Consider the following 15,623-nt stretch of genomic DNA (forward strand, 5'->3'; position numbering starts at 1 on the left):
GCTGAAAAAAAGGACACAAAGTCCTCAATAGACTTCGTGTCCTCGAATGGTTCCACCCTAACGATTTTTGCCTGTACTTCGCTCCTCTTAGATCTTCCTCAACGGCTTCACTTCAACGTCCTCACATCCACCGTATTAGATATAACATCAACTTCATTCGGAATAATCCCTTTCTCAAACATATAATCGGCCACTGCTTGCCAACGTTGGCGGACGGTGTCATCAATAGGGGCTAGCGGGAATAAAGAGCCTTCTAATTGTTGACGAGCAACGGGTTCGGAGACGCCTTGGATCTCTTGAATTAATTGGACGGTGTGATCGACGTCTTTAGATAGAAGCGAAGCCTCTTCATTCAACCCTTCAAATACTTCACGAACGAGTTCAGAATGTTCCTTCAGGAAGCCATTTCGAACAATATACACCGTATCATTGTCAGATTCGATGTCGCCTGCGGATATGACCAGCTCTGCACCGAAGTCGACGAGCGCAACGGCTGTAAACGAACCCCATGTCGCCCAAGCATCGACTTGCCCGCTCTCAAAGGCAGGCCCTGCTTCCGTTGGCGGAAGATAGACAATCTCGACTTCGCTTGCATCGAGTCCACCTTTCTCCAGCGCTTTATATAGTAGGTATTCGCCGGTACCGCCGCGGTTTACAGCGATCTTCTTACCTCGAAGGTCGGAAGGACTCTTAATGCCGGCTTCCGGCTTGGCGACAATGCCTTGATTATCTTGATCGCCAGGCTGCTTCGTAAAAATGGTGAATTCGGATGATCCACCTACAAGAGCACTAATTGCAGCAGTGATCGAGCCAATCGTGATATCGATGGAATCAGCGTTTAACGCTTCGATCGCCGGAGACATGGCCGCAAAACCGCCGGTTTTTTCAACTTTCGCTCCGGCTGCTTCAAGCCTTTTATACAGGGGCCCGCCTTCATCGGATAAACTTAATGGCTGAGCACTGCGCAGTATGCCTAGACGAACGGGTACGGCCTCATCATCCTCAGGGTTGGCTTGTTTCGCTTGACCGGCTTTACCACAAGCCGCTAACGTTACTAATAGAAATATGAATAGTAAATGAAAGCTTATTTTTCGCATAGGACACTTCCCTTTTTGCCTGATCATTTAGTGGATCTGATGAGCCCAAGTGAAAACCTTCTCCTGTTCTTCTTGCTTCGGTGTCGTTGCGGCCTCACCGTCAATGAATAGATGGGGCAGGATGTATTCTCCTACACGATAAGCTTCTTCGAGCAGTGGAACACCGGAGAAAATAAAGGTTGAAATGCCCGCATCTTGATACTCTCTTAAGCGCGCCAAAACGGTTGCCGGACTGCCTACGATCGTTGTGCCCGGACCTGGTCTTACCAGACTCATCCCGGCCCATAAATCCGGATAAATTTCAAGCTCCCGAGCGTCTTTAGGAATTTGGCCGTTGTGATTGCCAAGCATCCGCTGCTGCCCCACCGAATCGCTATTACGAAGGACCTTCTGCATATTTTCCACGGTTTGCGGATCCATCGTCTTGAGCAGCCGATCCACTTCTTGCCAAGCTTCTTCGTCCGTATCTCGAACGATCAGGTATAACCGGATGCCATACCGCATGGTACGGCCTTGCTCAGCAGCTAAAGCTTGAAGATCTTGAATCTTCTCTGCGACTTGCGGAGGCGTTTCCCCCCAGCTCAGGTACGTATCGATATGCTTGGCTGCCGTGAGGTGAGCCGCTTGCGACGATCCGCCGAACCACAGGGGCGGCGTTGGCTTCTGCGTGGAGGTGAGCTGTAAGGCTTTGCCTTCAGCCGTGATATACTTGCCATGGAAGTCTAGGCTGTCTCCGGCCACCGCTTGTTTCCATACTTCAATCCATTCATCCGTGTAGGCATAGCGTTCATCATGCCCAAGCGTTGAACCATAGGCGCGCATTTGCGCCGTGTTTCCGTTCACGATGTTTAATAATACGTGTCCTCCGGAAAAATCATCGAAGGTTTGCGCCATTTTCGCGGCCAGCACGGGCGAAATCAACGGTGGATGAACAGCGATTAGAAAACGCATGTTGTTCGTGCTGGATATGAGGGATGATCCCAGTACCCACGTATCATGCGGGCCCGTTGCAAGCAGTGCACCGGTAAACCCTAATTGGTCAACAGCCGAGGCAATCTGCCTTAGGTAAGGTAAATCGATTTTGCGAGCGCCCTCCGTTGACCAAGGGCTGCGGCCATCCGGCGCTGTTAAATACCAATACACTTCAACGTTGTCTTTATGTGCAGCCACGTTATTCTCCTCCAATTTCTACGGGTACAGGCAAAACGGCATCTGAAACGACAATTTCCTTAGGCAAAATGTGCTGTCGCGCTAACAGATCGGCAACCTGCTGCTGTTCAGTTATGAATTCTTCGGTAATCGGCTGCAGCCCCCAAGGTCTGCGCCGAAGCGCGGCTTCCCATGATTCCACGGAAGGCCAATGGGGCAAGTCCCGGGCAAACAGCTCCGCCGCTTCGCGCGTATTTTCTTGAATCCACGCATCGGCCTGCTGCAGAGCTTCGACAACGGCCTTGAGCAGCTGCGGTCGATTTGTCGCAAAATCCCGGTCGGCAAACCATACGGAACGGTGAGAGATATGGGATTCAAGCGGCACCAGCGTACGAACGAGTCCTTTGTTATGCAGCTCCGTCAGCTGCGGGTCGTTGCCGACCCATGCCTCCACTTCGCCCGCCAGCAATGCATTGGCCCCCTCATTGCCTATATCCGCACGAGCGACATCATCATATAGAAGGCCTTCTTTATCGAGAGCGGTTGCCAGAAAACTTGTATGCCAGGACCCTTCGGAAAGCGCAATGCGCAAACCTTTCAATTCCGCAACGGATTGCACCGGCGACTCTTTGCGAATGACTAAGGCTCCGCTAGCTGTACGAGGATTAGATACCGCAACGTACACAATATCGATATCCGAAGCCTGCGCGGTTAACGGCGGCGTAGACCCTGTACCTCCAAAGTCGATTTCTCCAGAAGCGATACGTAGAGGCGTCTTCGCTCCATCGGTGTAATCGACCCAAGCAACGGATGCGTTATGGTCTTTAAGAATCTCTTCTAAAAAGCCTAAGCGGCGCAATACGAATAACGAATGATTATTGGGATGAACGCCGATGGTTACGTCTGCTTTCGTTTGAGTCATGTGAGGGACACTCCTTTGGCTATGTTTTGTTCAGCCGCGGCTAATGGTTCTGGAAGACTCCAGTCCCATACGTTCACGGGATTCGGGATGAAACCATGCTCGAACAGGAACCTGCTTTGGGCATCAAGCGCCGTTAGATAGTCTTCGCGTAGTGCCGGTCGAAGCGAAATATTACGGTAAGCGGAGGCCACATATTCGGATGAAGCGCCGGTTTCTTTTGTAACGACCCGAATGAAATCATTGGGATGATCTTTGGACCAATCAGCGGCGCGAAGCAGAGAAGTGAGAATCTGTTCAACGACATGTTCCTGCTCCGTCAATGCCGTATCGACGGTCACGGTTCGGGGCACGCCATTGTTGACTCGCACCAGCGGATCCGGATGGAACCCAAGCTCGATCACTTCCTTCACGGCGACCGTGCGGGCGGCCTCAAGCCCGGTGGCTCCTTTGACAAAAACGGCATCGATCTCCCGTCGCTGCAGCGCCTCGATCTCGGTATTCCATGAATCCCTTCTTCCTTCAGGAACCGCCTCAAGATGAACGATGTTGACTTCATCCAGCGTAAGATTTGCAAGCGAGAGCGCATTATGAAAACCGCGAAGCGCTTGGGCCGCTCGAAAATCAATTTCTAAATAACGATGGCGAGGAATTCCGATTCTTTTTCCACGCAAATCGCCAGGCCCCTGAATATCCGAGTCGGGAAGGGTAAGGATCGCTTGATATTCATCGACCCAGCTTAGTCCGATAAGCCGCGTATCGCTCCCGGTTGAGCGTGCCCATAAAGCCGGAATGTTTCCTCCTTCCCGCACCAGGAAAGGCAAGGTGTGATTAAAATGCGCATGAGGCAAAGCGTGATTGGCGTTTCTTGTTAGTTCCGCCGCCGTACATCCGGACTTTTCAAGCTCCTGTTGAAGAAGCCCTAGGTCAAGGGCCAAACTGGCTGCTGTCGGAACCGGGCAGCGTGTAATCCTAATTTCCTTCACGATTTCTTGCGGGTTATCGATGTTAGGCATGCTTCAGGGCTCCTTTCTTTTTTCGGTTTCACGTCCTGTCATCGCTCGCTTTTGATCCACCTCCTTCAAGAAATGGTTATCCATTAAGCCTTACAAGCGGGCTTATGTTAGAATCTATGACCCTTTCTTTAATGGGTAGGGGAGGTCCTCTGCTTCATTTCGGCTTTCCATTTCGGTTATGCCCATGACCCGTTTCAGGATGTGATCGATGAATGCTGCCACTTCGGCATTTCCCCGTTGACGCGGACGTGAGAAAGGGACAATTCGATCCATCGCGATCCGGCCTTCCTCAATGAGTACTACGCGATCGGCCAGGACGACAGCCTCTTCGACATCGTGGGTAATCAAGACGGTCGTAAATTGCTGCTGCTTCCACAACGATTCGATTAATTGCTGCATTTCGATGCGGGTCAATGCATCCAGCGCGCCTAAAGGTTCATCGAGCAACAATAATTTTGGCTGGCTGGCTAACGCTCTTGCTAAGGCGACTCGTTGTTTCTGACCGCCGGACAGCACGGACGGCCATTCATTCGCCCGCGTTCCTAGCCCAACCTGGTCTAAGGCGGCTTCGGCTTTATGACGGTCTTCTTTTCGAAGTCCGATCGCTACATTATCGATGACCTTATTCCAAGGCAACAGCCTTGCATCTTGAAACATCATCCGAGTTTCGGCATGCACATGCTGAACCGGATGGTCATTAATCCATATGTCTCCCGACGTGGAGGGTTCCAATCCGGCGATCACGCGCAATAACGTGCTTTTCCCGCAGCCGCTTCGCCCGATGATGGCAATGAACTCTCCTGGCTTCACGTCTAGCTCAATGCCTCGAAGCACAGTCTGTTCGCCGAAGCTTTTCTGTAATTTGGTTATACGTAGGTGTACACCATGGGTAGAGGAAATCAGGGTCGACACATCCTTTCAGAGCTTACTTTTGATAATTCGGGTTCCATTGTAAAAACCGCTTCTCTAGGAGCTTGGCGATGGAATCGGCCAGTTTTCCAAATAAGGCATAAAGCAAAATGGTAAGAAGAATAATGTCGGTTTGCATGTATTCTCTTGCGTTCATGGCAAGAAAGCCGATTCCCGAATTCGTAGCAATCGTTTCGGATACGATTAAAGTCAACCACATGATGCCTAAAGCGTAGCGGAGTCCGACTAAAATGGAAGGAAGTGCGCCAGGCAGAACGACTTTCCAAAAGAGCGAAGCTGAGCGCAGCCCGTATACGTTCCCCATTTCGATCAATCCGTTGTCCACGGAGCGGATGCCGTGCAAGGTATTGATGTAGACCGGAAATAACACGCCAACCGCGACCAAGAATATTTTCGACTCTTCGCCAATGCCAAACCATAGAACGACTAATGGAATCATCGCCAGATGAGGAACATTGCGTACCATTTGAATCGTCGTATCTAACAATTTTTCAGCGATGGAAGATAAGCCGTTGATGAAACCCAGCACAAGACCGATCCCCCCGCCGATTAAGAAACCAATGAACGCTCTTTGAAAACTAATTGAAATATGCTCGATTAATTCTCCTGATAACAGCAAATCTCTGAAAGAAAATAAAACGTCCTGAGGCAGGGGGAGGATTTTCCTCGAAATCACGTCAAGATTGGATAATATAGCCCACACAACGATTAGTAAGATGGGGAGAACCCAAGGCAAACATTTTTCGATGATGGGATTGGACATGAGCTTTCTCATCACTTCAACTCACCTAGCCTTCAAAAATAGGATCAAAAGAAAAAGGCCACAACGCCAGCACAATATCTGCTGAGGTTGTGACCTCCATTTGAATGGTCGGTATCATTTAATGTTTAATAATTCCTATAAGTTTAATATGGATTTGATTATACTTCCCGATTTTGGTTTCGTCAACCGGAAATATGCGAGTCTATAGTCTATGGAAGAGGCTATGTTAAAATATGGTGTAATGTATATTCTCCCATACGGAAAATACGTTCTTAATTGAAGTGATATATAGGAGTGTTTCATATTAACAATAAAGTAGCCCTATTGTATGTTGTTCTTGTTGCTTCCCTCCTAACTTCCTGTTCGCCAAGAAACCCGGATCGAATAGAAGAATCCGGCTCGTTGGAGATGGTAAATATCTATTTGTACCGTAACGATACCCATCACGTTCAACCCGAACTGATCAATGTTCAAAGTGACCCTGATTTGCTAAGGAATGCCGCACAATGGCCACAGAGTGGAGAACCCGAACAACTGCCCAATATTCAAGAAATTAAACAAATGTATGTCTTTCAGTTTCAATTTCGCAACGGAGATACGATCCAAGATGTCTATTATATGTATGTTACCGACACAAGTAATGAGCAGTACATGAAGGAATTTGAAGGGAGTCTTAAAAAGGATACCGACAAATTTGATGCTTCAGAAAAAGAACGGATACTAAATTTAGTAGGACTTGAAGACTGGAAAAAGGTTTCAGTTTCAGACTTATTAAATTCATGATTGTTAGATTGAATAAATTAGATTGTATTCGTTGCGAAGCGTATCAATATTCTCTAGAAGAACTCGCAGAAGCTTGTTGAACGATATACATCGAGGAGGTTAACCAAACTAAATGAAAGCAACAATCGAAGGACTTCTCCATGTACTAGGAGAGCATCATAAGGGGTCCCACGGCATTCCGGAGGAGGACATTCAAGCAAAGGAACAGAGCCTGGGTTTTCCATTGCCGACGGTGCTGCGGGAATATTATAAGATTTTGGGACGATCCCCATATACCACCCAAGGGTGCAATAATCAATATGAACCGCTCCCTCTGCAGGATGTGTTCATTCCCGATGATACATTTTTTACGACAGATAAGGCGTTTCTGGTCTTCTATCAAGTAGAGGAATCCGTAATATATTGCGGGATCCGACTTCAGGATTTAGAACAGGAAGATCCACCGGTTTATCTGTGCGCTTGGAACTCGCCCGACTGGCAACTGGAAAATCGATCGCTTCAACGTTTTCTCGCTGGCAAGGGACTCGTTCAGTTGGGCGTGGAGGATCGGCTGCCGTATTGGGCCATTTTCGATGAGAGCATGTGGAGCTTGTCCGACTATCGCAGATGTATGCGTCTGGAGGAACCGGAGCATGAGATGGAGGAAGGATCAGAGCTGAATGCATGGAAAATCTATCTGAAGGACGATGTGCTGATCGTGTTTGAACTTGACGTATCCGAAGAGGAGACGGATGAAACGTTGGCTGTATATCTGGCGTCCTTTCAGCCAGCGAGCATGGAGGATTTGCTGAGCGAGATGAGTAAGGCAACTGACTTGCCTTCATTTCGAACGAATCTGTCAGCTCAGTGAGGGATTGAGGGAGCAAGTAAGAGGAGGCAAGTAAGAAGTAGCGGATAGAACGAACCTATTTGATGGATAATTTTATGGTACAATATGTATATAATAAAGTGGACTGAGGATGCTGCTAACATCCACACTCCTAACAACTGCCGCTTTTAAGAGCGGTAGGCTGTACAAGGTTCAGAAATAGGTCGTCACCCTTGCCTAGGGCGGCCTATTTCTTTTTGTTTTGACAAGCTGTGAACAGAATTGGAGCATGAATGTCAGTGCATTCTTAACCTGCACGGGCATCATGCTGGAATTCCTTAACAGACCTCACGATGAACCGTATCCTAAGTCATTAAACTAACAGGCAAAATAGTTTAAGATTATGCGCGGTGAACCGTACCCCAAGTAAGAGGGAATGGTTGGTTACGGTCCAATGGATTGAATGGGGGAAATATATTGTAGATTCGTTTGCATCTCGAGAGAGGTGCTTTTTTTCGTTTAAAGATTCCTCACGATCCCTTCACCAATTACAGCAAGATTTGAAAAGTAAGGGCAGGCTATATTTGTTAAGTTATATTCGACAAACATAATAAGGAAGGGGCCGTAGCAAAAAAAAATCATAATAACCTCAATGTTGGTTGGAGTCAAAACCTGTCATGTCGAGAAAAGACTTGGCGATCATGTTATTAATACCTAGAAGTGGAGGAATCATCGTGAATATAGAGCACAATAAAGAGGTAAGTAGATCTATAATAACACCACATGTTCTCAAACGGTGGTCAGGATTTATGGCAGTAATAGCAGGTATTCTATATATCGTCATTCAGTTTATCCACCCGACAGATGATATCTCTTCTGTGCACACAAACTCTTGGGTAGTGGTTGCATGCCTGACTATGGCTATGTCGCTCTTTAACCTGATCGGAATTACGGGATTCTATATAAGCCAAGCGAAAGAAGCGGGGTGGCTTGGCTTGGTCGGTTTCCTTTTGTTCAATCTGTTCTGGTTAATGTCAATCATTTTTAGTTTTATCGAAGCATTCGTTTTGCCGTTGCTGACAAGTGATGCTGAGAAGTTTGTGGAAGGAATGGCTGGACTCTTTGGAGGAACGGTTAGCGAGGTTGATCTGGGGATCTTCCCAATATTAGCACCGCTCGCGGGAGTATTGTATATGCTAGGAGGTCTGTTGCTAGGCATCGCCACATTACGTGCCAGAGTCTTCCCTCGCCCAGCAGCAATTCTGCTGGCCTTCGCTTCTGTAGTGACCATTGCTGCTGCAATCATCCCCCATCCGTTTGATCGGGCATTAGCGATACCTATGGGATTAGCTCTTATATGGATGGGATATACTGTTTGGTCGGAACGTAAGTAAGCATCGAATTAGAGATGTCTTCGATCTTCCCTATTTGAATGAAATAAATAGTTCCTCTGACGGTTTGGCTCCTCGGTGCAACATTAAATTTCCAGATCGTCAGGGAGTTTCTTGATGGGTGCATAGATATGGTAGGTTGAATCCAGATTGTGGACGTCATTAAAAACTTGGATAAGTTCAATATCCGATTGATCAGACTCTTGCTTGGAAATCTTTAAGAATCTTGCATAGTCTGTTTTGAGCACTTCTCCAATATCAAGCAGGTCGCCAAAATAGTTGAACCTCGCACAAAAAATAGTCGGTACATCAACCGTGAAATAAAAGGGTTTATGAATTTGAATTTCACTTGGGATTCCGAACAGAACTTTGAACCGGGTTGAATTGGGTTGACAGTTTGAATAAATGACAAAACAAGAACCATTTATGTTTTCATCAATATGATTCAACAGCATTTTGGAATGAGAGTGAATCTTCTTTTTGTAATCATCAGTGGCTAGGTCTACTTCAAAGGCAATCCCGCTTATTCGGGTCTCTTTGAACTCTGTCAGTGTGAAATCCGTGACGACATCACCATTCATATTTTTAAATGGTCTTTTAACCACAGTAGGTATTTGAGTCGGAGAGATTTTATTGAACCCTGCTCTTAGCGAACTTGGAGCTATCCCGTAATGTTGTTTGAATGCCCGGGTGAATGAGGCTTGCGTACCAAAGGCTAACTGATAAGCAATATCGGTAAGCGATAAGTTGTTGTTATAAATGAGTGATAAAGCGGCATTCAATCTTCTAGATAGGATGTACTGATTTAACGAACAGCCCATCATGGCAGAGAAAAGCCTATGAAAATAATATTTAGACATATTGAAAGTAAGAGCAACGGATGACACGGATAAAGGCTGTTCTAAATTCTCCTCAATATGAATCAATGCTTGTTCTATTATCCTATGATGGTTCATACTATCTCCCTTCGTCACGTGCTCTAATTTTTTGTGCTAAGTATACCACACGCGTTATACCGCTTAGAAGGCAATTCGCAATCCGCGAATTGTTAAACAGAGGCTCCTCATTATTTGTATAGAATTAGGGGGAAATACGAAAAAACGGTCAGATGACTGACCGATTCTGTCAGGGATAGAGGGATATAATTGGATATAAATAAGTCGATGTGTTATGAGTGGTTCTATATATTGGATTAGGAGGAACGAAAATGGATTGGAATTACTATGATACGTTTATTACCGTTGCCGCAGATTGCCCCGTTGAGACTGGAACGCAGCCACCAGACAAGAAAGACGGAAAAACCAAGCCGGGCATCGAGTTTGAGTTAATCACGAATCATCCGTATGGCTATACCCAGGAGGAGCTCTTGTACGAAGTGTATATCCGACACAAAAATATTCCGGAGGCAGAGTTAGCCGAGAGAGGGAACCAGATTCGAGACGAGTTTTATATGAAGCCGCAACCATGCTTGAGAGCATCGATGCTCCCGAAGAAATACGGGTGGGGTATTCATTTCAATGCAAAGGGGCAAATCGCGATCGTTCCGGTGGAATCCCCTGATTATCGGCGCTTCGTGGAAAGAGCCTATGGGAATGTGAAGCTGCTAGCCGCGATGAGAAACAAGAGGAGGTGAGTGCAATCACAGGTTCAGTAAAACACATGTTTGATTTGATCAGTGTCCCCCATATACAAAAAACCACCCCCAAAGCCTACGACAAACGTAGTCTCTCTAGGGGCAGCTCTGTAAACCTTACATATAACTCCAATTGCCTCGCTCTACAACTTACTTCGCACTAGGCAGCAATTTATTCAACAAGATCGCTGCAAGCGAAGCAGCCAGAATCGGTGAGCCCAACAAATACTGCACGAACGTAGGCAGCGTGTACAAGAAATCTTTAGGAATGAGCACTAACGCTAACGTCAAAATCATCGGGATGGCGATAATGTACATTTCTTTTTCCCCGATTTTTTCGTTCTTCATGACCTGGATCCCGTTAATCGAGATGATACCGCAGACGATTGCGAATACGCCGCCGATGACCGCAGTTGGGATCGAGGAGATCAGCGCGGCCAATTTGCCGGAGCAGCCGAAGAGGACAAACCATCCACCTACCGCAAGAAAGACTCGGCGACTAGCTACGCCCGTGATGGAGATGATACCTGCATTCGTGGAATAGCCGGTAACCGGCGTCGAGCCGAGTCCCGAAGCAATCAGGCAGCTAATCCCTTCTCCAATGACCCCACGGTTAATGTTCTTATCGGTTAACGGTTTATCAATAACGTTGCTGATGGCAAACCATGTCCCCGTCGTTTCTGCCAGCAGAACGAGATAAATAATGATCATGGTGATGATCGCCGAGAAGTCGAACGAGAAGCCAAAATCCTTAAACGGAATCTGCGGCATGCTGAACCACTTGGCGTTTGCGACAGCGCTGAAGTCCAGCACACCCATAAAGTTAGCGGAGATACATCCGATAATTAATGCGACCATCACGGACGTAACGCGGAATATCGCGCCTCTTGTGCGGAACAAAGAACCCAGGATCACGAACAGGATGAGTGCACCAGCTGAGATCAGGGCCAGCAGCACGTTCTGATTGATGGTAGCGTCCGTGGCGCCGTAGATATTGTCTCGAATAGCAACAGGCAATAAGGACAGACCGACGATGAAGATGATCGTGCCCCCGACAATGGGCGGGATAAAGGAGGTAACGATTTTATTGAAGACTCCCGTATACCCCAAAATAATCACGAGGATCGCGCCAATTAAGCTCGCGCCCAGCACGGAACTCCAACCCATCTCTCCGCCGCCGCTGGCGGCATAAATGGCGACAATTGCGCCGAGAGGAACATAGGAAGGACCCTGCGCCATCGGCAGCTTCATACAGAAATACGTTTGCACGATTGTGGCAAGCCCGGCTGCAATAAACGTGGATTGAATTAATGCGCTGGACTGATTGGGCGCCAAGCCAATTAGCATGGCAATCAGGAAAGGAACGACATAGACGTCCATCGCGACGACATGCTGTAAACCGAGAATGGCGGATTTCCCGAATGAAATTTTGCCGTCGGGAGGAACCGTTAAATGCTGTGATGTTGTTTGCGTGTCATTTTGCTCTTCTGCTTGTGTTTTCACTCCGCTGGACACCTCGAATGTTAGGATGAATTGCTATATCTTTCTTAACGCGTATGAACCTTTTCCCCTTGCACCCACACCTCGCGGATATGCTCAGGCCGTGCCAGATACATGATTTTCTGAAAAATATCTTGTATGTCTTCAAACTCATCAAAAATCGGCAGCTTCGCAGACGGAAGTCTCGTATCGATCACCTGCACATCCCATGCGTAGTTTTCTTGAATGCGACCGATCGGCAAGCTCAGGCTATCACCGCCCCCGGCCGTAGCCAGATAGAATGCCTGATGGACCGTTATCCGCGACTCGGGTACGCCACGAGCTTCCGCAGGAAGGGAGGTGTTCACGCCATCTTCCAGCATCCTTGAAGACATCACGGCTTGTCTTATGTTATCAAAGAGACTGGGCGAGAAGCCGCCGGATAGATCCGAGCCTAAACCGATCTCGACATTTTTGGCATGGAAGCGGGCAACCGGGATTACGCTGTTGGCGAAATACGCGTTGGATATCGGGCAATGGGCGATCGCGGTGCCGGTGTCAGCGAATAGTTCTGCATCCTGATCATCAAGGAAATTACAATGAGCCATGACCGATTTATCGCGCAGCAGTCCAAAATCATTCAAGGCAAACGCATCGTTTTTCTGGAACCGATCTTTCACATAACCGTGCGCCCAATCGCTTTCGCTGCAGTGGGACTGCACATACGTATCGTATTTGGCTGCCAGCTCGCCTAAACCCTTCAGCCCCTCATCGGTACAGCTTGGAATAAAGCGTGGGGTGACGACGGGATACACGCCTTGTTTTGTGGTCTTGGCGAGTTCCTGTACAGCGATAATAAATTCCTCCGTATCCGCCAGTGCCGTGGATGTGTCCGCATCGCGGTAGTAATCTGGATTCTGCTCGGGGTCGTCCATGACAACCTTTCCGACAAGTCCGCGCTGGCCCTTGTTCGCACAGATTTGGGCTAACAACAAGCTGGCTTCTTTATGCACCGTGGCAAAATAAAGGGCCGTCGTTGTTCCGTTGGCCAGCAGGGTGCTTACCACATCGTCGTAAACCTTTTGCGCAAACTCGAGATCGGAGAACTTCGATTCCAGCGGGAACGTATAGGTATTCAGCCAATCATAGAGCGGAATGTCCAATGCGGTACCGGATTGAGCCCATTGCGGGGCGTGAACATGCAAATCGACAAAGCCAGGCAAGAAATACTGTCCTTCCTCTAGTCGATGAAAGCTGTCCGTGCCTTGATACGTATCCAGCAAGGATTGATAGTCGGCGTCTTCCGGTGCCACGACTCGCTCAATCATTCCGTCAGCATTGATACAGTAAAGATAGTCTCTTAATACTTGAATTTCTTTGGGCGATTTGCTTGAAAAAGAAGTCCCTTGAAATAATAACATATATTTACTCATGTTTACCGCCTTAATGTTCGTTTTTTGGAGCGCTTTTGTCATTATAGTCCGTTGAAAAAGAGATGTCCATAGTTTAAAGGCGAATAGATATGAGCGCTGGTCTGGTAGGGTGATCACTAAGCGTAAGGGGGGGCCTTGGCGAAAACAGGGGGGCTATGTTGAGTATGGAGCTCGGATGTAACTTAACATAATAGGAGGAGCATAAACTTGCACAGAAAATCTATAAGAATAAACTGTTTTACTCCATGCAATGTAATAGTCAAAAAAAGAGCCAAGTTGGCTCGAATTATTTTGAACTCACTAATTCCTCGCCCTTGACTCTCCAAATCTTCGCACCGCTTACAAAAGTATTGGATTCTTTATCATATGTCACTTCCTGTGCATCAAGCGTCTCGTTTAGATTCGTTGCAACGATATGAGCATTCTTGAGTTGGTAAATTGATGTTTGGGCAGCAGTACCAACCGTTGCAACAATTTCATTGGTTCCGTCCTGGTCAACATCTGCTTCCACTGTATGCGCGTCAATTCCCAATACCTTTGGAGAACTTGTACCTGTTTGAATGTAATAACTAATGGGGCAATTAGCTCCACATGCTCCAGTTACTTTAATATAAGTCTTATCAAGTGTTTTAACCCGACTAACTGTATATTGATCAGTATTTTGAGAAGAGTAACCAACTTGACCAATTTCAAAAATATTCGTTCCAATCTTTATTGCCGCAGTAACATTTTCATCATCATGATTTTTTTGATAAAAATAGGTAGTGTAATTATCTAACTTTTGTTTGAGTATGACTTTGGTCAAGTCTGTTTCGACAATTTTCTTTAGTGGTTTTTCTAGGTCCACATCTTTGAAACTTAGGGTATATTGCATAGGATGTTTGCCCGTGTCAGAATCATCAACTGTTGAGTTAGATATGGGGATATCAGACGCCTGATTGCAACCGGTGAGGAGAAAAAATACTGTTAACAATGTTATTCCTATTCTTTTCATTAAATCCCCAACCTTTTCTATTTTATTAAGTTTTGCAGATTTTATTATATTCGATATTTAAATTGAAATGTTGATACTATGTTTTTCTTTAATTAAACATTAGTAACCATTGTTGTATATGCATTTAAATGAGCGGACTACGACCCAATAACCACTGAGATGAGTGGATCTTCATGAAAGAAGGCTGCGGACGCAATACGTCCGTAGTCTTTTTGTATAAACAAGAGGATATGAGGTGGTTCCCACAGAATAACTTGAAGCTGCAATCATTTTTGTGATTTGAAGGGGAATTGAAATGAAGACAAAATTGATCATGGTCGAAGGTCTGCCGGGATTCGGCAAATCGACGACGTCCCGTATGATTTATGATATTTTAACCGAACGAAACATCGAGGCCCGGCTTGTGATGGAAGGGGATGTTGACCATCCGGCGGATTTTGAGGGAACGGCGTGCTTGACTGAAGAAGAATTCGAGCAGTTGCTGCTGGCCGCAGGCTCCTTTAAAGAAATATTGATCGAACGAGCCGCCCAAAAAGGCAGCTGAAAGCTCTTGCCCTACCAGAAGCTGAAGAACGAATACGGTACCTCTTTTCCAGATGACCTATATCAATCGTTGTCCAAGCAGGATATTTACGAGCTCCCGCTGGACCTCAACAGGAGACTTATCACCGAGCGGTGGGAGGCATTTGCGGAGCAGGCGCTAGATGAGCCCGCCGTTATGATTTTTGAGTGCTGCTTCATCCAGAATCCGGTGACCGTTGGCATGGTGAAATATGATGCGCCGGAAGGCCAAGTGATGGACTACGTGCTGGGGCTGGAAAAGGCGATCCTTGGCCTGAATCCTGTATTGTTCTACATTGAACAGGACAGTCTGGAATACGCATTCCGCAAGGCCATCCGGGAACGACCGGAGGCTTGGTCTACAGGGTTCGTCCATTATTACACTCAGCAGGGATACGGCAAGCATCACGGTCTAGAGGGCGTTGAAGGGGCTCTGCAAGTATTGGAAGCCCGGCGGGAGCTGGAGTACAGGATCTTGGACAGTCTCGGACTGAACAAGGAGCGAATCAATAACTCCCATTATGATCAAGAGACGTACAGAACCATGCTGATGGGCAAGCTGAAGCTGCATGGGGTTATCCAATAATATTTTTTCGAACGCCTCATATCCCATAAAATAACGGCTTAGACGTATAAAATCAGGGGATTGGGAGATGAATGAATATCA

The 15,623-nt window shown here is 46.9% G+C and carries 14 protein-coding genes and 1 pseudogene; 5 read left to right on the forward strand and 10 right to left on the reverse strand.

Features of this window, described 5'->3' with window-relative positions:
- Nucleotides 1-107: 107 nt before the first annotated feature.
- The 6 genes from MKY48_RS05740 to ssuC all read right to left on the reverse strand — a co-directional run bounded on the left by MKY48_RS05740 (nucleotide 108) and on the right by ssuC (nucleotide 5,886).
- Entirely contained in the window at nucleotides 108-1,097 is a 990-nt protein-coding gene (locus MKY48_RS05740; protein WP_339270754.1) for an ABC transporter substrate-binding protein, read from the reverse strand.
- A 27-nt stretch (nucleotides 1,098-1,124) separates the two neighbouring features.
- Nucleotides 1,125-2,267, reverse strand: a complete 1,143-nt coding sequence (locus MKY48_RS05745; RefSeq protein WP_339270756.1) for an LLM class flavin-dependent oxidoreductase — start codon at nucleotides 2,265-2,267, stop codon at nucleotides 1,125-1,127.
- A 1-nt stretch (nucleotide 2,268) separates the two neighbouring features.
- Entirely contained in the window at nucleotides 2,269-3,168 is a 900-nt protein-coding gene (locus MKY48_RS05750) for an aliphatic sulfonate ABC transporter substrate-binding protein (RefSeq protein WP_339270758.1), read from the reverse strand.
- Complete coding sequence (locus MKY48_RS05755; RefSeq protein WP_339270760.1) at nucleotides 3,165-4,181, reverse strand: ABC transporter substrate-binding protein; 1,017 nt, start codon at nucleotides 4,179-4,181, stop codon at nucleotides 3,165-3,167. The genes MKY48_RS05750 and MKY48_RS05755 overlap by 4 nt, the downstream gene beginning before the upstream one ends.
- Nucleotides 4,182-4,295: 114 nt before the next feature.
- Nucleotides 4,296-5,093: an ATP-binding cassette domain-containing protein gene (locus MKY48_RS05760; RefSeq protein WP_339292489.1), complete on the reverse strand. Its 798-nt coding sequence runs from the start codon at nucleotides 5,091-5,093 to the stop codon at nucleotides 4,296-4,298.
- 13 nt (nucleotides 5,094-5,106) lie between these two features.
- Entirely contained in the window at nucleotides 5,107-5,886 is a 780-nt protein-coding gene (gene ssuC, locus MKY48_RS05765) for an aliphatic sulfonate ABC transporter permease SsuC (protein ID WP_339270762.1), read from the reverse strand.
- A gap of 396 nt (nucleotides 5,887-6,282) precedes the next feature.
- On the opposite strand from ssuC, the gene MKY48_RS05770 reads away from it, so the two are divergent.
- From MKY48_RS05770 to MKY48_RS05780, 3 genes are all read left to right on the forward strand, one after another.
- On the forward strand, nucleotides 6,283-6,657 hold the full coding sequence (locus MKY48_RS05770; protein ID WP_339273397.1) for a hypothetical protein: 375 nt from the start codon (nucleotides 6,283-6,285) through the stop codon (nucleotides 6,655-6,657).
- 112 nt (nucleotides 6,658-6,769) lie between these two features.
- Nucleotides 6,770-7,507, forward strand: a complete 738-nt coding sequence (locus MKY48_RS05775) for an SMI1/KNR4 family protein (protein WP_339270764.1) — start codon at nucleotides 6,770-6,772, stop codon at nucleotides 7,505-7,507.
- Nucleotides 7,508-8,274: 767 nt separating this feature from the next.
- Entirely contained in the window at nucleotides 8,275-8,859 is a 585-nt protein-coding gene (locus tag MKY48_RS05780; RefSeq protein ID WP_339270766.1) for a hypothetical protein, read from the forward strand.
- Nucleotides 8,860-8,942: 83 nt separating this feature from the next.
- Here MKY48_RS05780 and MKY48_RS05785 read toward each other — a convergent pair whose 3' ends face one another.
- Nucleotides 8,943-9,812: an AraC family transcriptional regulator gene (locus MKY48_RS05785; RefSeq protein WP_339270768.1), complete on the reverse strand. Its 870-nt coding sequence runs from the start codon at nucleotides 9,810-9,812 to the stop codon at nucleotides 8,943-8,945.
- A 251-nt stretch (nucleotides 9,813-10,063) separates the two neighbouring features.
- Here MKY48_RS05785 and MKY48_RS05790 point away from each other — a divergent pair, with 251 nt between their 5' ends.
- Entirely contained in the window at nucleotides 10,064-10,489 is a 426-nt protein-coding gene (locus MKY48_RS05790) for a DUF6157 family protein (protein WP_339270770.1), read from the forward strand.
- Between the two features lie 150 nt (nucleotides 10,490-10,639).
- Here the strand turns inward: MKY48_RS05790 and MKY48_RS05795 are convergent, their stop codons facing one another.
- The 3 genes from MKY48_RS05795 to MKY48_RS05805 form a co-directional block, all read right to left on the reverse strand.
- The gene (locus tag MKY48_RS05795; RefSeq protein ID WP_339270771.1) at nucleotides 10,640-11,992 is read right to left on the reverse strand and encodes a solute carrier family 23 protein; all 1,353 of its coding nucleotides are present in this window, start codon (nucleotides 11,990-11,992) and stop codon (nucleotides 10,640-10,642) included.
- Between the two features lie 44 nt (nucleotides 11,993-12,036).
- Nucleotides 12,037-13,401, reverse strand: coding sequence for a guanine deaminase (gene guaD / locus MKY48_RS05800; RefSeq protein WP_339270772.1), 1,365 nt, complete (start codon nucleotides 13,399-13,401; stop codon nucleotides 12,037-12,039).
- Between the two features lie 286 nt (nucleotides 13,402-13,687).
- Nucleotides 13,688-14,395, reverse strand: a complete 708-nt coding sequence (locus MKY48_RS05805; protein ID WP_339270774.1) for a hypothetical protein — start codon at nucleotides 14,393-14,395, stop codon at nucleotides 13,688-13,690.
- Nucleotides 14,396-14,690: 295 nt separating this feature from the next.
- Here MKY48_RS05805 and MKY48_RS05810 point away from each other — a divergent pair.
- Nucleotides 14,691-15,542 (forward strand): annotated as a pseudogene (locus MKY48_RS05810) (hypothetical protein).
- The last annotated feature ends 81 nt before the right edge of the window (nucleotides 15,543-15,623 follow it).

The sequence above is a fragment of the Paenibacillus sp. FSL W8-0187 genome (assembly GCF_037969755.1).
Taxonomy (GTDB): Bacteria; Bacillota; Bacilli; order Paenibacillales; family Paenibacillaceae; genus Paenibacillus_AQ.